Consider the following 24,319-nt stretch of genomic DNA (forward strand, 5'->3'; position numbering starts at 1 on the left):
TGGAGAAGGGAAGACCTGGCGCGCCTTCGCCACCCTGTTCCTCTCCATCCTCTTCCTCATCGTGCCGGCGCTCGCCGCCCGCGCGATGAATATCCAGGAAGTCAATCGGCACGGGGCACCACCGCCTGGCTGATCGAGGATCATACGGTGCCGATCATCGCCATCCGCTTCGTCTTCGACGGCGGCACCGCGCAGGAACCCGGCCGGCAAGGAAGGCCTCGCCAATTTAATGACCGGCCAGCTCGCCGAGGGCGCGGGCGATCTCGACAGCGACGCCTTCCAGGTCAAGCTCGACCATGCCGGCGTCGAGATGAGCTTCGGCGCGCAACGCGACGGCATCAATGGGTCGATGCGCATGCTTTCCGACCAACAGGATGCTGCTATCGATCTGCTAAGGCTCGCGGTCAACAGACCGCGCTTCGACCAGGAGACGGTCGACCGCATCCGGGCCCAGATTTTCTGCGGCATCATCGCCAATGAGCGCGACCCCGAGACGATCGCCCAGCGCAAATGGCGGCGCGCGATCTACGGCAGGCACCCTTATTCGAGGCCGGACGAAGGTACCAAAGTGAGCCTCGGCCGGCACAACGCCGGCCGATCTCGGCGCCTTCCACCAGGCGACTTTCGCTCGCGACGGGCTCCATGTTGCAGTGGTTGGCGACATCGACTCCAAGACGGTAAGCGACAAGCTCGACCAGCTGTTCGGCGATTTGCGCGAGAAGCAGACGCTTTCCCCCGTCGGCGATGTCGCCGCAGAACTCGGACAGCAGGTGGAGGTGAACTACGACCTTCCGCAGACCTCGCTGGGATTGGCTTTTCCAGGCGTCAAGCGGAGTGCGCCGGACATCTTCGCCGCGGAGCTGATGAACGAGATTCTAGGTGGCAGCGCCTTCACCTCGCGGCTGTTTGATGAAGTGCGGGAAAAGCGCGGCCTTGCCTATGGCGTCCGCTCTTAGCTGGTCGATGACGAGCATTCTCATGCGCTGCTGGTTACGACAGCGACACGCTCGGACCGAGCCGCCGAAACGCTGAGCATCGTGCGACAGGTGGTGAAGGATATGGCGGAAAAGGGGCCGACGGAGGCCGAGCTCGACGCAAGCAAGAAACAGCTGATCGGCGCCTTTCCCATCGACAATCTGCATTCCTCCAGCTCGATTGCAGCCAGGCTGGTCGATCTGCAGCTCGACAATCTCGGCATTGACTACATCCAGCGGCGCACCGCCCTCGTCGATCAGGTGACGCTCGACCAGGTCAAGGCAGCGGCGAAGAAGCTGCTTTCGGCCGAGCCCGCCATTATGGTCGTCGGCCCGCCGCTGGGGGCAAAGGATAAGCCCAGGACCCAATTCGACCTTCCTTCTCCCTTGTGAGACTTTCTCATTAGGGGACGAAATTGGTTCAGTGAGGTAAACGGGATCTGTTTAAAGGCCCGCGGAGCGGTTTTCGCGGGCATTGCGAGGCATTCGTCGGTTCAGGCGGTCGATTATTCTGGCGCGCTCCTCCTCAGTCCAGCCTCTCTTCGAGTGGATAGAGGACGCCGATCGTTGTCCGCACATTGTAGGCGCAGGCCACATGCACCGCGTGCGCGTGGCGAAGCCGACGACCGATTGTTCAGTCTTTAGGTTTAGTGAGAACCGCGAGCCATCGACTAGGCGGCGATCAGGATCGCCCGTCTTTCAGTGGTGTACGTCCCGTCACCCTGCATGGCGATCGGACATTTACGCCCGGGAAGGCGATGAAACACACTCGTCATAGACCGTCTCTCCTTGACTTCATGCGCTCACAGCACTAACACGAGAATAGTCTTGCAGGCAACATCTTCCTGTCTTGAGAGGCTGTTATGTATTTTTGACGCTTTTCCGCATTGCTCACACGATCTAACGGCCGTGTTCTAATAAGCTTTGTATTACTTTCTCGCGATTCTTCCCCGCCATTTCGGCTGCAGCAGATTTCGATTTCAAGGCGGCCGTAGTCCGCCCTCAACCCAGTATCGAATTTGAGGCATGTCGATAACGCCGTCCGCATCATGCCTCGGTTGAAGACCAGATGCTGCATCGGAATCAATCGCAGTTCTATCCATCAGCGGTTCTGCGCGACGGCTTGCCCTCGGCCGTTTGGTGTCAACGATTGTGCCAAGTTCATCGAGGGGTAGTAACGCCTCGAACAATGCGGTTTTGGTGGTAAACACTACTGATTCCGAATATATTCGATATCTTTGCAATCAAAAACAAGCAAGCTTTCGGATTTTACCACCGTATTTGGATAAACTTCTAAGCACCTCATCGTTCTGTTATTGTAAATTCTATCTCCCACATAGAAAAACCCTATCTTCAGGTTTTTTATAAGCGAACGCGTGTTCGTTGGGATAACGAATGAAGTCACTTTCTCAAGCTTTAAATGCTCGAAAGCAAATTGGACTACTGCCCTGCCGGCCTCGACCGCGATCCCCTTCCCGGAGGCCGCAAGGTGGAGGGCGGTTGCGATTTCCACGTTATTCGGATCTTCGGGCAAATACGGGCCGCTGTACATCAATCCACAATAGCCAGCGAATTTTCTGGCAAGGCCTTCATCTTTGAAGAACACCATCCATTTGCCGAAATGATTGTGCTGCCAATGATTGATGAACTGATTCAGTACAGCTTTCGACTGCTCTATCGTCGGATAAACACCATCCCCGATGGCGTTTACCACGAACGGATCGCTACGGAGTCCATGTAGAAGAAGCTCGTCGCTATGCGACGGCGGCCTTAGGATTAGACGCGGCGTTTCTAGGATGTACACGAGAAGAGTCCTTTCTGAGCCGGCACTTATAATTGAGCGGCACGCGGAGCAAACGTGGAACTATGATCTCCTAGAATGCGCGTTCGTTGGATTAAAGTTCTAAGAAATCTCTGCAACAATCTTATTTCCGGGATGCTGAAGTTTCTTTAAATTCGCTGAGAGGCACGTCCATTGCACGCTTATGATGTTGCTGAAGTCACCCAAGGAGTTGCTTTCCTGCCTGGGCGCGAGAAGTCGAGAATGACATCCTTGGTTTAGGTACATAGGCCAGCAGGGTTCTTCCGAGAGCTGACCGGCGGCGCAGTTCAGCTCGCGCTGGCGCAAGATCGTCAGCATTTTGGCGCGGTAGGTCGTCCGCACCGGCGGGTACCGACAGGTGCATGGGAAGAGCCAGCAATGTCGGCTCTGGCGGTCCCTCCTTGTCGCACGACGCACGGTCCTCAATGAAATGCGGACGATCGAGAGCGTAGTCAGACCGATTCTGCGAGGGCCGGCCATCAAGCTCGGCACGCCAAGCCGTGCAGGCTTCGCCGATCGCGTGCGCGAACTGATTGGCGCAGATACGGTCGTCATGGCGCTTGTCGAGCCGCTTCTGGCGAGCGTGGCCACGATGCTCCGCGAGTTCGGGCGACTGACAAAGCAGGTCGTCAATATGCCCGCAAAGAGCTAGTCTGTCGGCGACTGGTGAGCGTTCCAGGTGTGGGTGCAACAACTTCATAATGCCCGCTATCAGTCGGTCGCGCATACCGGCCAGCATCAGCGCCATCTGGCGGTCGGCTGTCTTCTCCAGCACGAAGCGCATCATCGGCCGGCTCATCGCCTCGGACAGCGCTTCGGCATCAGCCGCATCGTTCTTGCCTCGCTTGACGTATGGCTCGACGAACTGCGGCGGAATCAGCTTCACCTCGCGGTTAAACGACTGCAGCAGTCGCGCCCAATAGTGCGATCCGCCGCACGCCTCGATCGCAATCACTATCGGCGGCGCTTTCTCGAAGAACGCTACCATCTCCTTGCGCCGAAGCTTCTTCGCAGAACCGGGTCTTCAGCCGCGTTCACACCATGGAACTGTGCTTTGACGTATCCACCCCAATTCGAATAATCTGTTCCACGGACGGTCTCCTTTGCTTGAGATCTTCAACGACCTCATTCTGGCACATCGATGCCGTGCTGGCAGCCGTCCACACCAACACGACTACAAGCGCAACGGCACCACCATTCTGTTTGCCGCACTCAATGTGCTCGACGGCTCGGTCATCGGCCGCAGTATGCAGCGCCACCGCCATCAGGAGTTCATCCGCTTCCCCAACGAGATCGACGCCGGAGTGCGGGCCAGCAAGGTCGTTCACGTCGTCCTCGATAATTACGCCGCCCACAAACAGCCCAAGGTCCGCGCCTGCCTGACCAGGCATCGGCGATGGACCTTTCACTTCGTTCCGACATCCTGCTCCTGGCTCAAGGCCGTCGTAGGCTTCTTCGCCCAGCTGACGCGCCGCCGCCTGAAGCACAGCGTCTTCCACTCCGTCGTCGACCTTCAGGCCGCCATCAACCGCTTCATCAAGGAACATAATCAGGCGCCTCGACCCTTTCTCTGGAAGGCCGATCCCAACCATATCATCGCCGCCGTCAAACGTGGGCACCAAACGTTGGAATCAATCCACTCTCATGATTGCTGATAATGGCCTTTGAAATAAGCTGCAGCCCGCCAATCCGATCGGCGGTCGAGGCGCTTGTACGGCGGATATGACGTGCAAGAGGCGGGACTTGAACGTCGGTCAACAATCTCTCATCCGCGGGTCGGGCCGCATGACCGGGTTTCGTTTGGGGCTGCCTCTATCCTAGATGGCGAGCGTCGAGGCTCATAGTGGAGACCAGGGCTCCCCGGCATTGTCCCGCCTCCAGCGCCGCATATCGCGCCGAGGCTGATCTTGGGTGTTGCGATCTCCTCTGCTGGCTGTCCGTCAAATAGCGGTCACGCCGCCTTTGGCGCGGATTGAACCGTGCAGGCGATCGACCAGATGAAGCCGACCATCTCGCGTGCGATGGCGACATTGACGACGTTGGCATTCTTGCCGCGCGCTCAGCCGACGGTATCGGGTGGTAGTGGGTCAATTTGAAATTTTGCCGAAGTAGCTGAAGATGCCAATAGTGCTCACCGCCCGTGCGGCGATGAACATCCAGGAGGTGAAATCTGAAAGGCATCAACGCCTGGCTGCTGAAGGACCATACGGTTGCAAGTTGTCGGATGTTCGACAAAGTCGGACATGAGACGCAGCGCCGTCAGAGTGATCCCATTGTTCTAAAATGATTTTCTCATTTGGCACGACACATGCGTGGTTATCCGCAAACGCGCTGCCGTGCCGCACGAACGAGAAGAACTTAGCCATGATCACGCCCGCCGAACATGCGGTCGCCGTCGCAAAAACTGAGCTTTCCCGAGCCGGCGGAAGACTTTGGGCTTTCATTCTTCAGGTTGTCCGGACATGAGCACAATTGATCCCCGCCCCCGCTAAATGCTCGACGGCAAAGTGAGAACAGGTCGATGATTGCGAGCACGGCGCAAATAATGTGTGCGCGGTCCCACGCAAACTGCGCATGAGCGCTCGGCCAATCTCACGCAATTCGAGCAAGAGTTTTCGTAGTTCAGTGCATCATTTCTGAAGAGCAAGGAGAAAATATCATGACGAGAAAGCGAATGGGCGTGGCGCGGGGAGTAACAGCGGCCGTCATGCTCATGGTGGTGGGACAGCAGGCCGTCGCGGCGGAGCTTGCGCAAGCCGCGAGCGTCCCGGAGGCAGGAACCTCGGTCACGGAAGCGCCAAGCCCTTGGCAGATCCGTCTGCGTGCGTTGGGGGTCGTCACTGAGGATTCGGGCTACGTCAATGCAGTGCCCGGCTCCGATCTCTCCTATTCGAACACGGTGACGCCGGAACTCGATATCTCCTATTTCTTCACGGACAACATCGCCGCCGAGCTCATACTCGGCACCACCTATTCAAACATCGAGGGCCAAGGAACGATCGGCGGGCTGGGCAATATCGGCAAGGTTTGGCTGCTGCCGCCTACGCTCACATTGCAGTATCATTTTACCGATTTCGGCGCTTTCAAGCCCTATGTCGGCGCCGGCGTGAACTACACGATATTCTATAACCACGACGTCGGCAGCGCCGACGCTCTCAACGTTAAGAACACGTTCGGCACCGCGCTGCAGGTCGGGTTCGACTACATGGTGGATCAGCACTGGGGCGTCAACTTCGACGTGAAGAAGCTTTTCCTCAAGCCAGACTTCGACGTCACGGTCGACGGCGCGAAGCTGACGGGGAAGGCTGCGCTCGATCCGTGGTTGATAGGCGCAGGTGTCACCTACCGCTTCTGATACGCAACGCGAAGGCGGCCTGCTGAAAGCCGATCTGAAATGAAGGGCGCCTGGTGCGCCCTTTTTGCCGTCGGCCCTGCACAGGCGAATTGATCCGATCATTCGAGGAGGCTGTCTTGTTGCCCGCAGGCGAGGAAGTGTCGAAATCGGAGCAACGTTCTGATCAACTTATCGATGACCATGCGACGCATAGCAGCCGATTGTGGGCAACACTTTGAGAAGCCGTTGTCGAGAGCGCGGCCTCCCCCCCTTCCAACGGACAGGCAAGTAACCCCTGGTAAGCGCGGCCTCGACTAACGCCTGAAAAGGAGTGCCTAGACGCGCCTCGGAGCAGCATGGCTTTGCCGTTGTTGATGGAACGCTGCAGCCAGACTGTTTGCCGACAACGTTCCCCAGACGTGATGTCTGACCTACACGCCTCGTAGAGCATTGCTTGCCACAGCTGGCCTGCCAACGGAACTTTCGTCGGGTGGCGATTAGAGTCTCGGCGGTTTTAATCGCCATGGGTCGTGTTTTTCGGCTCTTCGTGGGCTACCGCTGTAACCATTTCGCCGAGACCGCCTAAGCGTGCCGAAGAAAGGCGCCCGGGTCACAAGCGCCCGGCGCGCGCCCGAAGGCGGGCGTCGTTAGGAGCTGGCCGAAGTTCCCGTTTGTGTCGAAGCTGATTGTGAATGCTATGCTCCGCGGTGGTTTTATTAATTCGCAGGGGTCAACGCTGAATGCCTCGCGAGTCGTCCAAGCACACTGACGCTTGCAGAGACGCGGGCGCGCTCGATTGAGCCCACATAGCGCATGCTAAGGTCCGCGCGTGCAGCCAACTCTTCGTGCGTCAGATCTTGTTCATGGCGCAAGCGACGCATGTTAATCGCCATGACCTCTTTGAGATCCACAGGCCAGATAGGCGCTGAAAAGGAATTATCGTTCTAGGAATGATCGTTCCTATTCTTTATAGTTCGCAATTGGTGAAGGGGCTCGCTCGGCCGCAACCGGCCGATCGCCACGATCTGCCCGAGATCAAACAGACAAACGGCGCAGATGAACCCAAACGTTGCCGACGAAGTCCCTTGGTCGGAGAGCCTCACGAGTTACGACACGGAGCATTTCACGACCTACCTGCGGATCCTGGATGCCTGTGCCGACAACGCCAGCGAAGAGGAGATGGCCGATCGCATTCTCGGCATCGACCCGTCCATTGAACCGGTCCGCGCCCGCAAGGCTCTTCGCAGCCATATCGACCGGCGAACTGGATGTTGACTGGCTACAAGGAACTGTTCGCCGGCTGACCCACAGCGCGGACTGTCATGCTCTTCAAACAAGGGAGTTCAGATACCCGCCATTCATGAGCGCACGGCCACGAGAGACGGCGCGGCGGATGCGATCGCGCAGGTGATCGTGAGGATCGCTCCAGTCGGCGTGTACGCGCCTTGGACCGATCAGCGCTGCCCGACAAGAGCCAGCATGTTCTTCTTCGTCATGCGGAGCGCAACTCCAGCTCGCCGTTTCGGGAGCGGATATCCTGCACCCTGTTTACCTGCGCACGGACGCGATCTGGCCGGCAGCACTTTCGAAGCATCGCCTGTCGGCGCTCGAGTGCCTCAATGCCCTTTGTGCTTACGGACAACTAGCACCGGCGCCCATAGTACCGGACCCTCAATGCCGCCGTTTTGTGGCACCGTGTTGAGTCTCACTTTTGACACTTCGAGATAGCCCGCCAGGGCGCGTGTGGCGCCGATCGTATGCGGCTCGCCGATCCCCTCGAGCGGCCAGCCGGCGCGACGAAGAATGCGCTCCATGCGCAAGTCGGTGACCGTGACGATGTGGCGGAGCCGGCGTGAGAGGCCGAACTCGATCACGCCGGCGAAGAGCTCGTAGGTGCCGAGAGCAATCCCGCCCGCTCCCCTTGGCTCGGATGAAGCTATATCGAGCGCGAAGCGGCTGCTTTCCCAGACGCACGGATCCTCAGGTGCAGCCTTTCCTTCCAACAGCACCCGAAAAGTGTCGCGAAGCATTGTCGGGCCCGTCGAGGGCAGAAGGCGGAGGCAAACCTCAACCCGACCCTCGAAACCGCGCAGCAACAAGTAGTGCGGTCTGAGCGCGTCAAAGGAATCGATCTCATAGCCGCCATTAGCTCGGACGGGGAAAATTCCCCCGCCATTGGAGACGATCCTTCACGCCAGGGCAGCCTGTGCAGTTGCGCAGGTGAAGCTGACTTATCAGTGAAGCGAAAGCCTGAAGCGGCGAGACGCGCAATCGCCTGTTTGGTGGTCGTCACGCCAAGCTTCTTGCGGACGTTGCCCAGATGAAACGCGGCCGTGTGCCGCGTGATCTCCAGGATGCAGCCGATATCCGGGGCGGACTTGCCGCCCGCGGCCCATTGTAGGCACTCGTATTCGCGCGGCGTCAACAACACACCGTCGACTATTCGATCGCCCGAAAGTCTGCGGCGGACGAACGTATGAAAACAGGTCGCGATGAGCGGAAGACCTTGTTCGTAGCGTTCCGCCACGCGAAAGAATGCAGGATCGGGCTTGTCAGCGGCAAAGGTCATTGCCGCAAAATTCCCTCGGCGATCGATAATCGGGATCGTCACGCCGCAGCAGATGCCGAACTGCGCTGCTTCCTCGAAAAACCTAAGCTGAGGCCCGCATAGATCAAAACTCTTTAGGTCAAACCCCCATCGAAATGGGGATTTGCCATAGCTTGCACGTACAATGACCGGGTCGACATTCTGATAGCGGTTCTCAAGATAGCGCCCTGTCCAGAGCGCCGGATAATTCGAGATCAGCATGGGCTTGCCATTAGACCCCGCCGGCAAGGAGAGGTAGGCAAAGGCGAGTAGATCGAGACGTGAGGCGACATCGGCCAGGGCTCCGCGAAAATCGCCCTCGTCGACACTTACCGACAGCTTTTCCAGGAACGTCTCGAAGACAAACTGCATATCCTTCGTCATTGTCCTGACTCAACGCCTCCATCTGTCTGCTGCGCGCCACCCTGACCTGGAGACGCCGCCATAAGCCGGCCCGCATAACCGCGGCCGGTTTCGCGGGGCATTGGCCGGGCTGACCGTCTTTACAGGATGCCGCGACGCTTGCATCATCTTCGCACCGGTCACCGCCAACCGCAGCTGCGCTGGACTCTTCGAGCGGCCATCTCGGAGACGCTACAGCATCTCCCCCCGCAAAGCGCAGTCGGAGAATCTTCTTGGGGTGAAATGAAATTGCCGCCCCTGCATCATGCAATCGTGAGAAGTCATCCTGCGCCACCATGGTCGGGCGCCATCAAAGCCGGCCTCAAACCAATGATTGCCGCGTGAACGTCGGTCGACACGGAAGAGGACAACGGGTAGGCGCATCTCGCCGCTTAGAGTGCTATGATAAGGACGTATGTTGCGCCGCTTTCTGATTCTTGGTGGGCAGATCGACTCCAAACTGCCGCTGTTTCCGCTAAATTCAAATACCAAGCTATCATCGCAAGCCGGGCCCAACCCAAGCCGGCACTATCGCTCGACACGGCTACGGCGACATTCCATTGAAGGCTCTGAAGCATTTTGCGAAGTGCGAAGCAGACGTAAACCCGCAGGCCATGGCAACGCCGATAGTGGGCATCCGCGTGCCTTCGATCAGGCGCTTCGCATGGTCTGCTGAGACAGTGACGCACTGGCGGAAGTCCTATATGGGAAGCGAATAAGCGTTCCAGCTGGCGCCGCGATACTCCGGTCCGTTGCGCGACCTCGTCCATTGCCAGCGGGAACTCTAAATTTTCTTCCATGATCCGCATTGCCATCATGAGCTTGTCGCTCACACCGGCAAAGGCAAGACCCGACTGCCCGGTCTGGCTGTTTGATCCTGAGCGTTGAGCTTGGACGGTCGCGTATCGGCGGACCTCCTGTGCAATATACGCGCCGGCATGGCCGCCGATCAGATCGACGGCCAGGTCGAAAGGTGCCACTTCTCTTGGGCAGGTTGAATACTGGCCGTCCATGACAAACAAGGAATCGCTTATGCGGGGTTGGTTGAACATTTCGGCGAAAGCAGCGAGCGGCGACCAGTGTATCGTGCGCGTGTGCCTGCAAGAAGGCCCTTCCGAGCAAGCAGCCATGTCGCTGTCCTAACCGCAGATATCGGCACCCCGCGACGTCCATCGTTCGCAGAAATCCGTTGAGCTCAGGCGTCAGTTGCTGTTCTACCGGCTCGCCCGGTCGATCGGCCGCCGCCGAAATTTTCGGCGTGGCCACCGACGTCATTGCGCTGATGTTGGCGGGTGCGTTCACTAGCCCGGATATCTCACATGCGGTACGGCGATGACCATTTCGAAAATGTCCTCGATATCTTTCCTGCGCAATCCAGCGCCTCAAAACGGCGCGGCTCCACAGTTGAAGCTAAGTGCACAAAAGCCGAGCGTCCGCGGTTCCATGCTAGTAAGTTATTGCTTGATAGGCGGCGTGGCATGGTGGACGACCTCGTTAGGCTCGAAATCCAACCGGCCGATGTCTCCCTTGATGATGGGGACGTAGTAGTTCGAATCGTAGGCGTCCTTGTTCTCGAGCACGCTGAAGAAAACGCCCACGACGCCGCTGGTCAGGTCGGCGATCTGTATTGGCCGCGACAGCCGCCATGGCCGAGCCAACGGCCGTCGGTGTTCGTTCGATTGCTGTAGCTTCCCGGGGTGCTGAATAGGGACCCCGGCTGGAGCGAGCACGCGATGAGGGAAGCGCTCCCCACCTCCTGATCGCCGATCCCTCTGCCGCGTCTCACAAAGAGCGAGCCGTATCGCGCCAAATCGCGCGCAGTGATGCACACGCCGCCATCTATGTCGGGAAGCCCTCCCGATCGGCGGTCATGTAAAGACAGTCCCCGATCCCGCCGCGTCGGCGATGTCCGCCAAATGGGAGCGCATCGTCCGGCCGCTCACCGCCTCAACGATATCGCCAGCACGTCGGTATTGGCGGACTTGTAGTCGGCGCGACCCGCTCGGTTGGTCGTATCCGGTGAGGTTATAGTTGCCACAAAGCTGCGCAACGAATGCTCGCGAGCGGATCGGCGGGCAGGCGCCAACCCAGCCTCCTGGTGGGCGGACACGGTGGAGCGCGAATTCGTAGTCCTCGCTGTCGTTCGCCGTCCATGTTGCCAAATTCCGCATACTCCATTCCCCTTTCGGTTGAGCGATTTGCCGTTCGGCGTGGCACTTTCCAACAAATTATGACGCGTGGTGGACGCGGGATTGCGCCAAAAGGAACTGGCTTTTGAAACGGGAGCGGCACGAAGCGGCGTGGTTTGGAATATTGTCAGCCTCTGCACCCCGAGCAGACTTGTGCGCAGGCCAATAAGGGATGCGGTCGGCAGCCAGCCTAGCACTTGATAGTCCTTCCCGAGACATCGACCTGCGGCAGCGGCGGAAAAGCTGCGGCTTTTAGCAACTCGCGAAACTCGGTCGGTTCATCGGCTGAAAAGGATCTTTGCGAATATCTTGCTTGAGACGACTCTTGGCAAATCGCTCACCGTTGGCTTCGCGATAGAGCTGGACCGAGAGTGTTATGACCTTGTCGATGATTTCAAGCGAGCGGTGGGCGGCCAAGCCGGTACCTAGTTGTAAGCTTTCAGAGGCGTTGTCCATTCGGAACCTGACCGAGGAGACTGGAGTTACCAAGCTTCAGCACTTACCGGAGGGTCCGAATGAACATCCACAAGAATGCCCATTTGACATCGTTGCGTCGAAGGAGATGGCTCTTTCGGTCATTGAGGGTCGTCTTTCCCAAGCCCTTGCGGCGCGGGCCTATGGTGTGTCGGCCAAGATCGTGGCGCGGTGGGTGGAGCGGTTCAAATCCGAGGGCCGGGCCGGCATGGTTGAATCGCTCGTCGCGTCCCAGGAAGCTTTATCGTCCAACCGAGGCAACCACCGTCGAGCGCATTGTCGCGCTGCGGCGGCAACGGCTTACCGGACAGCACGTCGGGGTTGCTGTCGGCGTCTCGTCGGCCACCGTCAGCCGAGCGCTTAGGCGGGCTGGCCTGTCATGGCTGAAGGATATCGAGCCGGCGAGCCAGTGCGCCGCTACGAGCGGGCGCATCCGGGCGACCTCATCCACTTCGATGTCAAGACGCTTGGCGTTTCGAAGCGGTTGACCGCATGACCGACGACGGAACCAGGCAAAGTTCGAGGCGAGGCAACGGGTGGGGTGCAGGATGGGAACATGTCCATGAGGACTGTCAGGAATTCTGTGCGCGAGGCCATGATGATGGAAAGGAGAGAATCATCACATGGCTATTGAGAAGGAACTTCTGGACCAACTGCTTGCGGGTCGCGATCCGAATGAGGTTTTCGCCAGAGACGGGCTGCTCGACGATCTGAAGAAGGCGCTTTCGGAGCGGAATCTGAACGCCGAACTGGACGAGCACCTCGATGAGGAGCAGGCCGACGGCAACGCCAATCGCCGCAATGGCCATTCGCGGAAATCGGTGCTGACGGGCACATCGAAGATGACGCTGACGATCCCGCGCGACCGTGCCGGAACCTTCGATCCGAAGCTGATCGCCAAATATCAGCGCCGCTTCCCAGACTTCGACGAGAAGATCATCTCCATGTATGCGCGCGGCATGACGGTGCGCGAGATCCGCGGCCACCTGGAGGAGCTCTACGGCATAGACGTGTCGCCGGACCTGATCTCGGCCGTCACCGACGCTGTCCTGGAGGAAGTGGCAGAGTGGCAGAATCGCCCGCTGGATGTGGTCTATCCGCTCGTCTTCTTCGATGCCATCCGGGTCAAGATCAGGGACGAGGGCTTCGTCAGGAACAAGGCCGTCTACATCGCGCTCGGCATCCTGCCGGATGGCACGAAGGAGATCCTCGGCATCTGGATCGAGCAGACCGAGGGCGCCAAGTTCTGGCTGCGCGTCGTGAACGAGTTGAAGAGTCGTGGCGTCGCCGACGTCTTGATCGCCGTCGTCGATGGCCTAAAGGGCTTTCCCGAGGCGATCAACGCCGTCTTCCCCCAAACCGTGGTTCAAACCTGCATCGTGCACCTGATCCGCCATTCCCTGGAGTTCGTGTCGTGGAAGGACCGCAAGCCCGTCGTGCCGGCGCTGCGTGCGATCTACCGGGCCAAGGACGCCGAAGCCGGCATGAAGGCCCTGGAGGAATCCGAGGCCGGCTACTGGGGCCAGCGATATCCCGCGATCACTCAGAGCTGGCGGCGCAACTGGCAGCACGTCGTGCCGTTCTTCGCCTTCCCAGAAAGCGTGCGCCGGATCATCTACACGACGGATGCAATTGAGGCGTTGAACTCCAAGCTGCGCCGCGCCGTCCGCACCCGCGGACACTTCCCGAGTGACGACGCGGCGATGAAACTGCTATATCTGGTCCTGAACCATGCGGCTGAGGAATGGAAACGACCGCCGCGCGAATGGTTCGAGGCCAAGACCCAATTCGCCGTTGTCTTCGGCGAGAGGTTCGTCAGCCAATGACGAGCCCGGCCTCGCGCACAGAATTCCTGACAGTCCCTGTCCATGTCTGCATCGACGACGCCTCGCGCGTCGCCTTCACCGACATCATGCCCGATCAGACGGCTGCCAGCGCGGTCGCCTTCCTCAAAGCGGCTGTTGCCTACTATGCCAGCCTCGGCGTCACCGTCTCGCGCGTCATGACCGACACCGGTGGGGGCGCGCAGGCGCTTACGACAGCAGCGCCCGATTCTCATAACGTTGAACCGATCGCGAATTGTAAGCATCGCCCGTCCCGCCGGGCGCTTCTGACGGACGTCCTTCGACTCAACACCTCTGGCTTTACGCCGGCCCTCTACCTCATCTTGCACGAGAAATGGACACTCGCGCCATCGTTCGCACTGCGATCGCGCAGCGAATTGGTCGACAGGATGATCGCGGACGTATGAGGGAGAAGGCGCGCATGCTGACCCGGCGCAATGCCGGTCCAGCCTCGCACCCTGTTGGCGAGCACGCCCGCCTCAAGGTAGCGGCGGATCAGCCGCAACACGCGATAGAGAAGCAGCTGCGCGATGAGGAAAGGCCAGGACTTCGAAATCGAAGTGGATGACGGCGGATGTAGCCTCGCTTCGCGGTGTCGATTCCAGCAAGGCTGTACCCCTTTGTCGAGGATAAACGCACTAGCGACGCTCCGCGTAATACGATCACGCCGCTAGGCCGCAGTCCCTAGCAGATACGGCTGGTCTCGATCTTGCGAATCTCCTCTCGGCGCCGTTCATGTGCCTCGTTGGAGGCAGCTAGCCTAATGACGTGGCAAAGGTCAAAACCGGCTTTTGCGAGCATCTTGGTAAACATGCTTCTTGCTGTCAGCCCTGGAACAACGTTGACTTCGAAGAAGTAAACACGTTGCTGCTCATCAACGATGAAGTCAAGGCGCCCGAATGTGTGGAGCCTGAAATCCCGAGCAATCTTCATGGAAATCGAGGCGATACGAGTTTGAAGCATCTCCTCCACGTCGTGGAAGTCAACAGGGACCTCTCGCTTCTTCTGATCATACCCGAGGAAGCCCGAGGGATTGTTGATCCGCGCAATCGGAAGCGGCATAATCTCATGTCGGTTTATTAACACGCCGCACGTGTACTCCGTTCCAACAATTCGCTGCTGGACCAGAAATGAAGCGTCATACGGAGCGATCCGTTCGGAATAGGAACGGAGGCCCTCCTCTGAGAGTTTGTCTGTCCACTCGGTGAGGAAGGATCCTCCGAGCGTGTTCGGTTTGAAGACACACGGGCCAGCAAGATGCCGCAGGGCTTCTGTGATGCCTGCGTCGAGATTGCCTTGGGAGACGTGGACCGTCGGAATGGGAGTCAACTCGGGGCAAAGTCGATTGGCAACTACGCCCTGCAGATACTTATCTGCAGAGAGCATGGCCGCAGTTTTGTCGCCGAAGCTACCCGGTATGTCGTGGAATTGGGCAAGAGCCTGGATTTGGCCATCCTCCCCGTCCTGGCCCAGAAGAAGTGAAAACACGAACAGGCCATCGCTCTTGAGTAGGTGAGCGAGAGAGGCGAGCGGATGCATTTCAGCGCGATTTGCGAATTCGTCGTGCCTGGGAAGGCGATCCAAGTCAAGTGCAAGCCTGAACAGTCCCCCGGATCTGGAGATGTAGTATATACGTGCCGTGGAAATATCGGCATCGGAAGCATCGTTGAGGACGTCGGCCATGTGATTGTACATCGCGATCGACACGTCATGCTCCACTGAGCGGCCGCCATATATGATCGCCAATTGCATCGTAAATTACCTTTCGGAATGAGTTGTGGGGTCAGCTTATTGTTGGGTGTGGAACACGAAGACCATCTGGATTAGTAGGGATGATGCTCCGGTTGGTGTTCTTCGCGCCTAGTCTGCTCCCGTAGGCTATAGCAAAGGGCTAACTTGGGACGTTAGCCGTTACCGCGAGGGAGAGCCCTCGCTCACCGCAAACGTCGCGGTTCCGTCATCCCTTATGCTAGCTTCGTAGAACATGCAGTCGCGACAGAATTGTCCGGGTCGAACGCCAGCACTCGCGGTTTCAGCGGCTCCGTTCAGCACGCAACAAACGAGAACCTCTCACCGTAACTCACGTGTGTGCTGATTCGGGCACCTGAAGTCGTATTCCAAATCTCAACGAATTCCAGCGGAAGAATACCCACGTCAGCGCATTGGTCTCGGTCCAGAGTTATTGACCCGTGTTAGTTCGGATCCGAGCCGGTTACAGTGGTGCCATGAAGCTTGGCCACAATGACCTTTCTCATCTACAGGTTTCCTCTTATAATTATGGATCGCCGTGCCGACGAACAACGGCAGGGGCCTAGTCGCAGAAAACGGGGGATTGATAGACGTGCCGCCATATGTCGAGGAGCAGACTTTCAGAAGGATCGGCGGCGGCATTTTCGGTGAGCGTGATCATGGGACGATTTCTCTTCAGTCCGTGACGCATTTGCTGATAACCTTGCATGTGCTGATAACCTTGCATGCAGCGTGCCAAACGAGAAACCATTTAAAAACGTCTGAGATATCCGAATCTGCTACGTTGCGCAGCCCGATATTGTCGGAAATCGGACAACACCGAACAGGGTTGAAGGCATGAAGCAGATTTTCCCGCGGAGCAATTCCGTCCACCATTCTGGGACAACGCTAGGCAACCAGTGTCTTTTGCCAGAGCCCGCTGTTCGTTCTCGATCCGACGGTCTTGCCATGCAGCAGCTTGCGGCCGGTCCGAAACTCTCGCCGCTTTTAAGCTTATCAACTAAGCTTATCAACGTCTTCGCATGCACGGGGCGAGAGAGGTTGCCTGGACATTTGCGCCAGCCCGCGAGCATCGTAGAGAAGGCGTCGATCTGTTCGTCGGCAAGCCGAGCGCAGCAGGCCGTATTGACGCAGATGAATCCGATCGCGACGGCCAAACTCTCCTGTTTGCCGCCCAGACTACTTATGCAGCTGTCCTCCAGAACCGGCCCTACCGCCTAGCGGTCATCCGCTGGATGTAAGAGATGGAGAAGTTGAACAGCGCCGACGCCCAGGCCTTCTATGACAATCACTACCGGCCGAACAACGCGGTGATGGGGTAGCAGGCGATGTCGAGCGGGAGACGGTGAAGGCGCTGGCCGAAAAGACCTATGGCGGCGTCCCGCGCGGACCGTAACCTACCGCCGCGTGTCCGCCCGTTGAACCGGAGCAGAACACCATGCGCACATTAACGCTGAGCGATGCCCGTTGCGGTGCCCTGCTTCTCCACGCATTGGGTGGTGCCGTCCTGTCGCACGGCCGAGCCTGGCGACGCCCAGGCGGTCGACCTGCTGGCCGAGATTCTCGGCGGGTTCGATCCAGCACGCGAACCGCAGCGTGCCGGGAAGTCATCTCGACGGTGCGAACTGGATGTCGCAACTGGCTACAGGAAATTGTTTGGCGGCTGCACAAACGCGCTGTGCGCTACGTTACGCCTTTCAAGCGAGGAACTCCCTGTACCGCCCATTCATGAGCGCGTGGCCGTCCTGGATGGCGTGGCGAATGCCTTCACGCGGATGATTGCGAGGATCTCGCCGGTCGGTCTGAATGCGCGGCTGCCGATCAGATTTCGGCATTTCCCGGTGTACCCCCGCAAGCGACCGTCGAGTGATTAGAGGACGAAGCGGACGCGTCGGCCACGCGCTTCCGGTGTAAACAGGGGTTTGGCAGCCGTCCGTGCGCAGCTAAAGCTCCTGATACATTCAAGTGCCCACCGCCGATGTTTCGACTGCCCGGCGGGCAAGATCGCGTCGATTTGGCGACGCACGGATTGAATAACACGCGCACCCGAAACTGGGATTTGGAGCTGTCGGTCGGAATACGGCTGCATCACGCGTAAGGAAGTCCGCGAAACAGAAAGGCCCAGCGCGACAGGTCGACGCCCGACGTGGCGGCCAGTCGGCCCGGCGAAGGATGCGCTCGATGTGCAAGTCGGTGACGGTGACAACACAGCTGAGACAGTGCGGCAGGCCGACTCGATTACGCTAGCGAAGAGCTCGCAAGTGTTGACGGCAATACCACCAGCGCCCTACGGGCGGATAGTGGAATTTCCAGGGCGAAACGGCTGCTTTCCCACATGCCCGGATCCTTGGGCGCCGTGTTCCCCTCCAACAGCACCGGAGAAGTGTCGCGGAGCATGGTCGCCCGTTCGACGGAAGCAGTTGGGCGCCCCTTCGACACGACCATCGGAACCTCGCAAGGTGATGCGGCTTGAGCTCGTCAAAGGAATGGATCTCGTACCCGCCATTGGTCGGCACGTCCCAGTCGAGCCGTGTTTGAAAACATACCACAAAGCCGCAACAATTTTATCGAAACTCTGTTGGTAACCTCCGTCATTCGAGTATCAGTGTTGAAAATTTAGATATCGAATAGAGAAGGTGCTCTTCTTGTCGAAACGCGCACGGATAGCACTTTCACGTTTGATTCCATTCACATACTGTCCTCCTAATCTTACTTCATCTCGGTCGGCGCGATTTAGGCCGAATTGGCGCAATGCTGTCGCCCGCTCGATTCCCTCCAGCGAATAGAGGAGCGGCCTTTACCCGCCGTTGCACCGGGCCGCCTTCAGGTCGCGGCAATGCGGCGACCCTGATCACCCGAGTTTCCAGAAAAAGACAATTACCCCAGCTGCCTAGGTCGAGGACCATGCGCACGAACGGGGCTGCGCGGCGGTCTGATAATCGTTGGCCTGTAGATCGCACATATCCGTGTCGAGCCGCCGTTAGTCGCGCTGTAGCGAGTGAGCGGCGTGTCGGAAGGACCACCGATGACGAAACCTGTGCATGCTGGTGGAGAAGACCCCGGATACCGATCTCCTGCGGGAGATGATCGGCTTTGCCGCCGAGCGGCTGATGGAATGGAGGCGGGCGCGGCCACCGGCGCCGCCTATGGCGAGAAGAACTCGCTGCGGCTCGCCCAGCGCAATGGCTGCCGCGACCGGGACTGGGAGACGCGGGGCCGGCAAGGTCGAGCTGCGTATCGCGAAACTTCCCGGGTTTCCTTGAGCCGCCGAATGGCCGAGAAGGCGCTGACCGCCGTCCAGGAAGCTCATATGCAACGCTTGACCCGATCGGTTGAGGACCTGGTGAAGGCCAGGGGATGAGCGGCATCTCCAGGAGCCATGTCTCGCGGCTGTGCGAGGAGATCGACGGCAAGGTGAAGGCCCTTCCTCGACGGCCGATCGACTATGGACTAATCCGACCTCAGCTCTCACAGTACCTCGCTGCTGTCCGCGCTGAAGACCAATCCGACGGACCCCGTTGCGCGGTTGCGCCTCTCATGTTCCGATAATTATCTCCCGATGCGTGATCCGGTCACCGAAGAGAACGATGAATGTGATGCCTGTACGCCAACTCGCCGAATCCTGAATAGGTCAATGGCGGGAAAAATGAGGAGCCGATTGCTCGGGTGCGGGCCGAGCTTGTCGGCCGCTCGATCGAGAGCGTCGTGTGATGGCGGAAGCTCTCCCGCGTGCAATTGGAAGACGCGTTGGTTCAGTTCCTTGTCTGCTTCCGTGAGCCGATGGTTGAGGCGAAGGTAGTCCGTCCAGGTCGGTGTGCGGAATGTCTCTGTCCATCGCAAAGACTCCTGAAGGTTGCGCTGGAGCGTCCAGTGCCGAGCACCGACGCGGCTACATGCCGGCGCTCGCGCATGAGGTCCAGGAAGCATCGACCTTTTCCACGGGTATCAGATACTCAACCTTGACAACGATGGGACCGCTACTTGGCTTCAGCTCAAGCGCAACTGCCGGGGCGTTGAAGTCCTCCGAAGGATCAGGCTCGGGACTGTCAGGAATTCTGTGCGCGAGGCCGGTCTCGTCATTGGCTGACGAACCTCTCGCCGAAGACAACGGCGAACTGGGTCTTGGCCTCGAACCATTCGCGCGGCGGTCGTTTCCATTCCTCAGCCGCATGGTTCAGGACCAGATATAGCAGTTTCATCGCCGCGTCGTCACTCGGGAAGTGTCCGCGGGTGCGGACGGCGCGGCGCAGCTTGGAGTTCAACGCCTCAATTGCATCCGTCGTGTAGATGATCCGGCGCACGCTTTCTGGGAAGGCGAAGAACGGCACGACGTGCTGCCAGTTGCGCCGCCAGCTCTGAGTGATCGCGGGATATCGCTGGCCCCAGTAGCCGGCCTCGAAGTCCTCCAGGGCCTTCATACCGGCGCCGGCGTCCTTGGCCCGGTAGATGGCCCTGAGGGTGCCATAGGCGAGAGGTCCTCCTCCCAGCTTATCGCGGACCACCAGCGGCAGCAGCGCGAGTATGGCGATGCTTGCCACGCCAAAGAGGGTTCCGCGCGCGGTCGCCGCCTTAATTTGCGATGACATCGCCGTGAAGCGCAGCCCGTCATAGATCGCCGTCCTCATCGACTCGCGCGGGAGAGGTGAGGAGTGAACCTTCCACTTGCAGCGCCATATGGTGCCCACAGGAACCAGATGGGTGAGTGTGGTTACGGCGAAAGCCGTCAGAAGTCCGAACGAGGCAACCACGATGCCGCCGAGCGCCGGGCCTACGGTCCGGGCAGTGTTGAAGCCAACGGAAAGCAGGGTGACGGCAGCGGGAACATCGCGTCGGTCCACCATATCAAAACTTCAGACAGCGAGCGCTGTCTCGACCAGACTCACCCAATAGCCGATGCCATAAGGCAGAGCTTCGTCGGTAAAATCATACTCGTTGTTATGCAGGGCAGCCGTCGGACCATTGCCGAGGAGAATGTAAGCGCCCGGCCGCGCCTCAAGCATATAGGCAAAGTCCTCCGCTCCCATGCCTGGTCTCATCTTATCGTTCACGGATGAAGACCCGACGAGTCTGCGTGCCGCCGTGATCGCCAGATTAGTCTCCTCCGTATGGTTGAAGGTAACCGGGACGGAACGAACGTACCTGAACTCCACGTCCGCGCCGAAACCACGCGCAATGCCCTGAGCGCACGCCAAAATTTCTCGTTCGGCGAAGTCTCGCAGGCCGGATGCAAGAGTCCTGACGGTTCCGGCGATTTCAACGTGATCGGGAATAACATTGTAGGCTTGAGCCGCTTTCAACTTGGTGACGGAGATCACTAGCGACTCCCTAGGATCGGTCTTGCGCGAGACCAAGGTTTGCAGGCCGAGGATGATCTGGGCTGCAATGACAACGGGATCGATGGTCCGATGCGGCGAGGACGCATGGCCGCCCCTGCCCTTCACAACAATGTCGAAGTCGTCCTGCGACCCGTCGATCGGGCCATCGCAAATGGCGAATTTGCCGACTTCTATGCCTGGCACGTTATGCATGCCAAAAACCTGGGAGATGGCGAAACGGTCCATGATTCCTTCCTGGACCATCCTAAAGCCGCCCGTCGGGAATTCTGGCTCTTCTGCCGGCTGAAAGATCAAGGCGACGCAGCCCTTGAAGTTACGGGTACTCGCCAGGTATTTCGCCGCGCCCAGCAACATGGCCGTGTGGCCGTCATGGCCGCATGCATGCATAATGCCCGGGTTTTTCGAGGACCAGGGTTTATTTGACGCCTCAGCGATTGGCAGGGCATCCATGTCCGCCCTCAATCCGATGGTCGGCCCGTCTCCGCGTTCGCCCTGAATCAAGGCGACGATGCCGGTTTCAGCAATCCCCGTTTCAATATGATTGATACCGAAGGAAGCCAGCTTCTCGGTCACAAACCTCGCTGTGTTGTGTTCCTGAAAATCGAGCTCTGGGTTTGCATGAAGATAGCGGCGCCAATTGGTTGCCTCGCGCTGCAGATCCCGGAAATTTTCAACTGTGTGCATGTCAGGCCCCAACTTAGAAATATGTGCAAGTAAGCGTCGTGCGGTATATGGCTGAGTATTTCCGCGCCGCTCTTTGGCTCGGTGAGGTACCGAACGTGGCCGTGCGCGATGACTACAAGTTTCTCGAGGTCCGCGCGCGCCATCGGCTCAAGGGCTTTCTGCCGCAGCCGCTCGTCCAGTAATCTAGTGATTGGAACACGGCTACAGGAGTCGCTAAGCGTACCGGAGCCATAGCCACCCAAATTTGTCTCGACCAAATTATTCACCTTCAGAGAATATGAACCATAGGGAAGGCAGGTTTACGCCAAAATGCGTCGGCTTTTGAAACGCGGGCCGCACAAAGCGGTGTGTTTGCAATACCATCAGCCATTTGGATGTGTGCCGGTCTGAGTTGGATCCCGGAAGGCCAGCGCATGTTTCAGGTTCTGAAGAACCAGGAGTGCTTCTTGCGGTGAATGGAAGTGGCAAACGATGCGCTTGCGCTGGACCGCGGGTTGGGCTCTAGCCCACCCACATCCCGGATGTAAACTCGAAACGCTTCCAACTCAACCTCTTGGCGCTGCCCATTTGGTGGGAACGGCGCCTGCCGCGCGAAGCACAGCAAAGCAAGCGTAATGGCCGCTCTGAACTCGTGCGGTAATTGGCGAACCGAATGAGATCGGCTGCAGGCGGAAGGTATTCCTCGACGAAGCGATTTTGCGCGGCTTCGTCAACAGAAGCGAACGCAGCCGCTCCGTCACGATCCAGTGGGCGAGACGGACAATCACAGCAAAGATAAAAGCGTGCTGTGCTTGGCGCGTAGCGGGCGCGGCGTAGATGCTCAAAACGGCGCGACAAGAATGGCATCAATGGATGTTTCCAAGCCGCTGGCGACTGCAACTTGATCTTTGTTCAAGATGATCTCCGTAAGTTTGGCGCGTAGGGGAGATCAAGATTACACATGCTATAACCGCAGTCCCCTCAAGCGGGTGGACGGCCACGTGGCCGGTGTAGGTCATGCGCTCGATGGTTCAAGCAGATCTGAGCCTGCTCGCTTGCCGGCTACCCGGACAGGGTCCATCCCAATTCCAGCATCTGTGGCAGAGTGATTGGGCTGTTCCCGGAGCTTCCCGCTACCGGGTGCGACGCAAAGCGCGCCACCACCATCTCCGCCTTCGGCGCCACATAGAGCAGCTGGCCGTGCATTCCCCGGCCAGGAAACGCGCCCAGCTCGCCGTGCGTCACCCACCACTGGCTGCGATACGTAAAGCCGGGCAGGGTCGTAGATCGGAATTTGGTGGGATCCCCGCCATTTTGCACGTCGTGTACCACGGAGGCGAGAATCAGCTGCTTGCCGTTCCACTCGCCCTCGCGTCGCATTAGAGCACGTCCTGTGATCGATGAATCGATTGTGATGTGACGGCTACGTTTTGTGCTGATTCAACATCCCTCGATGGAGGTGGACGATGGGAAGAGCATTGAGCGGTGATCTTCGGTCGCGGGTCTTGAAGGCTTCGGACGAGGGCATGTCGGCGCGGCAAGCGGCGGCGCGGTTCGGCCTGGGAGTGTCCAGCGCGATCCGCTGGATTGCGCGGGCGAAGATCGGTGAACTGGGCCCACGCCCGCAGGGCCGCCGCCGCACCTCCAGCCTCGATGCGCATGAAGCCTTCATCGTCGGGCTGATCGGGGAGCGCAAGGACATCACGCTGAACGAGGTGGTGGAGCGGCTCGTCGCCGAGCAGTCAGTGCGGATCAGCCGCAGCGCCTTGAGCGCCTGGCTTCGCGGTCACGGCTGGACATTCAAAAAAAGTCCGCGCACGCACTGGAGCAGGGTCGCCTCGACATCCTGAAGCGGCGCCGGGACTGGTTCGACGGCCAGCTCGATCTCGATCCGGCGAAGCTCGTGTTCATCGACGAGACCGGCCTCTCCACAAAGATGGCCCGCCTGCGTGGAAGAGCGCCGCGCGGCGAGCGCTGCCGGGCCGGCGTGCCGCATGGCCACTGGAAGACCACGACCTTCACCGGAGCGCTGCGGCTGACGGGCATGACTGCGCCCTTCGTCTACGACGGCGCCATGAACGGCAACGTGTTCCTGGCCTATGTCGAGCAGGTGCTGGTCCCGACATTGTCGGAGGGCGACGTAGTCGTCATGGACATGTGTGGACGCCCCCGTCAGCGCAAGAAGAATCTTATATGAAGAATGAGGAGCGTGGTCGGGTGCTGACATGTGTCCGGCCTCTGATGCGGCGTTCCACATGCCGCGGGCCCGTATGGGAGTTCGCGGAGCGGGTCCAATTCAATCTCGCGTGCTCAAGGCACGTATCCATGATCTGGTTTTCCCGATCCCGTCTCGTTGACCGTTGCGCCATACTCTCCGTTTGACCTTCTCACACTTTCGAGGCCTTCCGGCCGAGCGGAACTAACCCGCCACCGCCGGAGCCCGATAGGTTCCGCCTTTCGCCATCAATGCCCAGACGATGCGTGCCGTCTTGTTGGCAAGCGCGACGATCACCAACATGGGCGGCTTACGGTCCAGCATGCGCATGAGCCATGGGTCCGCAGATTTCCCCTTCCGCATCGCCCAGCGCACGGCAGCGCTGGCCCCTATAATGAGCAGGCGGCGCAGAGTTCGTTCGCCCATGCGGGACGTCTCGCCAAGCTTCTGCTTCCCGCCCGTGGAACGCTGCAACGGAGTGAGCCCCAGCCAGGCCGCAAAATCACGCCCCCTTTTGAAGGTCTGAGCCGACGGAGCCAGAGCGGCGAGAGCAGTCGCGGTGATCGATCCTATCCCCGGGATAGTCATCAGTCGTTTCGATTCCGCGTCCTCCCTGGCGCGCCGGGCGATCTCGCGGTCGAGCACAGCCACCCTCTCATCCAGCGAGCGCAACTGTTCCACGAACAGACACAGGATCGGACGGGCGGCCTCTGGGATGGCGGAGCCATGA

General features: G+C 59.1%; 13 protein-coding genes and 16 pseudogenes. 12 read left to right on the plus strand and 17 right to left on the minus strand.

Translation table 11 applies throughout. The annotated features are described in order from the left end of the window. Positions 1–34 precede the first annotated feature (34 nt). Positions 35–1,367 (plus strand): annotated as a pseudogene (locus NKK47_RS19895) (M16 family metallopeptidase). A gap of 817 nt (positions 1,368–2,184) precedes the next feature. Here NKK47_RS19895 and NKK47_RS19900 read toward each other — a convergent pair. Beyond that, complete coding sequence (locus tag NKK47_RS19900; RefSeq protein ID WP_352577992.1) at positions 2,185–2,778, minus strand: GNAT family N-acetyltransferase; 594 nt, start codon at positions 2,776–2,778, stop codon at positions 2,185–2,187. A 349-nt stretch (positions 2,779–3,127) separates the two neighbouring features. Here NKK47_RS19900 and NKK47_RS19905 point away from each other — a divergent pair. Then, a pseudogene (locus NKK47_RS19905) lies at positions 3,128–3,495 on the plus strand (IS110 family transposase); the annotation flags it as partial. Positions 3,496–3,505: 10 nt separating this feature from the next. Here the strand turns inward: NKK47_RS19905 and NKK47_RS19910 are convergent. Beyond that, positions 3,506–3,887: pseudogene (locus NKK47_RS19910) on the minus strand (transposase); the annotation flags it as partial. 54 nt (positions 3,888–3,941) lie between these two features. Here NKK47_RS19910 and NKK47_RS19915 point away from each other — a divergent pair. Then, positions 3,942–4,451 (plus strand): annotated as a pseudogene (locus tag NKK47_RS19915) (IS630 family transposase); the annotation flags it as partial. Between the two features lie 296 nt (positions 4,452–4,747). Here NKK47_RS19915 and NKK47_RS35220 read toward each other — a convergent pair. After that, positions 4,748–4,877, minus strand: a pseudogene (locus NKK47_RS35220) (IS110 family transposase); the annotation flags it as partial. Between the two features lie 578 nt (positions 4,878–5,455). Between NKK47_RS35220 and NKK47_RS19920 the strand changes: the two are divergent. Further along, complete coding sequence (locus NKK47_RS19920; RefSeq protein WP_352577993.1) at positions 5,456–6,151, plus strand: OmpW/AlkL family protein; 696 nt, start codon at positions 5,456–5,458, stop codon at positions 6,149–6,151. A 687-nt stretch (positions 6,152–6,838) separates the two neighbouring features. On the opposite strand, the pseudogene NKK47_RS19925 reads toward NKK47_RS19920, so the two are convergent. Further along, a pseudogene (locus NKK47_RS19925) lies at positions 6,839–7,041 on the minus strand (helix-turn-helix domain-containing protein); the annotation flags it as partial. A 145-nt stretch (positions 7,042–7,186) separates the two neighbouring features. Here NKK47_RS19925 and NKK47_RS19930 point away from each other — a divergent pair. Then, a pseudogene (locus NKK47_RS19930) lies at positions 7,187–7,434 on the plus strand (hypothetical protein). 25 nt (positions 7,435–7,459) lie between these two features. Here the strand turns inward: NKK47_RS19930 and NKK47_RS19935 are convergent. The 6 genes and pseudogenes from NKK47_RS19935 to NKK47_RS19960 form a co-directional block, all read right to left on the minus strand. Continuing rightward, positions 7,460–7,666 (minus strand): DNA -binding domain-containing protein, encoded by a 207-nt coding sequence (locus NKK47_RS19935; RefSeq protein ID WP_352578007.1) that lies wholly within the window; start codon positions 7,664–7,666, stop codon positions 7,460–7,462. A gap of 80 nt (positions 7,667–7,746) precedes the next feature. After that, entirely contained in the window at positions 7,747–8,229 is a 483-nt protein-coding gene (locus NKK47_RS19940; protein ID WP_352577994.1) for an acyl-homoserine-lactone synthase, read from the minus strand. Positions 8,230–8,381: 152 nt separating this feature from the next. After that, a pseudogene (locus tag NKK47_RS19945) lies at positions 8,382–9,089 on the minus strand (LuxR family transcriptional regulator); the annotation flags it as partial. 574 nt (positions 9,090–9,663) lie between these two features. Then, positions 9,664–9,780: pseudogene (locus tag NKK47_RS19950) on the minus strand (helix-turn-helix domain-containing protein); the annotation flags it as partial. Positions 9,781–10,573: 793 nt separating this feature from the next. After that, a complete protein-coding gene (locus NKK47_RS19955; protein ID WP_352577995.1) occupies positions 10,574–10,777 on the minus strand; it encodes a hypothetical protein in 204 nt (67 codons plus the stop codon). A gap of 783 nt (positions 10,778–11,560) precedes the next feature. Continuing rightward, positions 11,561–11,764 (minus strand): hypothetical protein, encoded by a 204-nt coding sequence (locus NKK47_RS19960; RefSeq protein WP_352577996.1) that lies wholly within the window; start codon positions 11,762–11,764, stop codon positions 11,561–11,563. A gap of 59 nt (positions 11,765–11,823) precedes the next feature. Between NKK47_RS19960 and NKK47_RS19965 the strand changes: the two are divergent. From NKK47_RS19965 to NKK47_RS19975, 3 genes and pseudogenes are all read left to right on the plus strand, one after another. Then, positions 11,824–12,346, plus strand: a pseudogene (locus tag NKK47_RS19965) (leucine zipper domain-containing protein); the annotation flags it as partial. 59 nt (positions 12,347–12,405) lie between these two features. Beyond that, positions 12,406–13,608, plus strand: a complete 1,203-nt coding sequence (locus tag NKK47_RS19970) for an IS256 family transposase (RefSeq protein WP_352577997.1) — start codon at positions 12,406–12,408, stop codon at positions 13,606–13,608. 38 nt (positions 13,609–13,646) lie between these two features. After that, positions 13,647–13,799: pseudogene (locus tag NKK47_RS19975) on the plus strand (IS481 family transposase); the annotation flags it as partial. 511 nt (positions 13,800–14,310) lie between these two features. On the opposite strand, the gene NKK47_RS19980 reads toward NKK47_RS19975, so the two are convergent. Further along, positions 14,311–15,378 (minus strand): D-alanine--D-alanine ligase family protein, encoded by a 1,068-nt coding sequence (locus tag NKK47_RS19980; protein WP_352577998.1) that lies wholly within the window; start codon positions 15,376–15,378, stop codon positions 14,311–14,313. A gap of 282 nt (positions 15,379–15,660) precedes the next feature. Next, positions 15,661–15,881 (minus strand): annotated as a pseudogene (locus NKK47_RS35225) (aspartate 1-decarboxylase); the annotation flags it as partial. Between the two features lie 681 nt (positions 15,882–16,562). On the opposite strand from NKK47_RS35225, the pseudogene NKK47_RS19990 reads away from it, so the two are divergent. Continuing rightward, a pseudogene (locus NKK47_RS19990) lies at positions 16,563–16,961 on the plus strand (M16 family metallopeptidase); the annotation flags it as partial. Between the two features lie 1,455 nt (positions 16,962–18,416). Next, positions 18,417–18,819: pseudogene (locus NKK47_RS19995) on the plus strand (transposase); the annotation flags it as partial. 105 nt (positions 18,820–18,924) lie between these two features. Here NKK47_RS19995 and NKK47_RS20000 read toward each other — a convergent pair. The 3 genes and pseudogenes from NKK47_RS20000 to NKK47_RS20015 all read right to left on the minus strand — a co-directional run bounded on the left by NKK47_RS20000 (position 18,925) and on the right by NKK47_RS20015 (position 21,395). Continuing rightward, entirely contained in the window at positions 18,925–19,302 is a 378-nt protein-coding gene (locus NKK47_RS20000) for an MFS transporter (protein ID WP_352577999.1), read from the minus strand. A gap of 149 nt (positions 19,303–19,451) precedes the next feature. After that, a pseudogene (locus tag NKK47_RS35230) lies at positions 19,452–20,219 on the minus strand (MFS transporter); the annotation flags it as partial. Positions 20,220–20,225: 6 nt separating this feature from the next. After that, positions 20,226–21,395, minus strand: a complete 1,170-nt coding sequence (locus NKK47_RS20015; protein WP_352578000.1) for a M20 aminoacylase family protein — start codon at positions 21,393–21,395, stop codon at positions 20,226–20,228. 47 nt (positions 21,396–21,442) lie between these two features. Between NKK47_RS20015 and NKK47_RS20020 the strand changes: the two genes are divergently transcribed. Beyond that, positions 21,443–21,577 (plus strand): hypothetical protein, encoded by a 135-nt coding sequence (locus tag NKK47_RS20020; protein WP_352578001.1) that lies wholly within the window; start codon positions 21,443–21,445, stop codon positions 21,575–21,577. An 859-nt stretch (positions 21,578–22,436) separates the two neighbouring features. Here NKK47_RS20020 and NKK47_RS20025 read toward each other — a convergent pair. Continuing rightward, positions 22,437–22,754, minus strand: coding sequence for a hypothetical protein (locus NKK47_RS20025; RefSeq protein WP_352578002.1), 318 nt, complete (start codon positions 22,752–22,754; stop codon positions 22,437–22,439). An 86-nt stretch (positions 22,755–22,840) separates the two neighbouring features. Here NKK47_RS20025 and NKK47_RS20030 point away from each other — a divergent pair. Further along, positions 22,841–23,529: pseudogene (locus NKK47_RS20030) on the plus strand (IS630 family transposase); the annotation flags it as partial. 264 nt (positions 23,530–23,793) lie between these two features. Here the strand turns inward: NKK47_RS20030 and NKK47_RS20035 are convergent. Then, the coding region (locus tag NKK47_RS20035) for an IS110 family RNA-guided transposase (RefSeq protein ID WP_352578003.1) at positions 23,794–24,319 on the minus strand (526 nt) is incomplete at its 5' end.

Origin of the sequence: Mesorhizobium sp. M0019 (genome assembly GCF_040323975.1) — a bacterium.
In the GTDB taxonomy this organism is placed as follows: Bacteria; Pseudomonadota; Alphaproteobacteria; order Rhizobiales; family Rhizobiaceae; genus Mesorhizobium.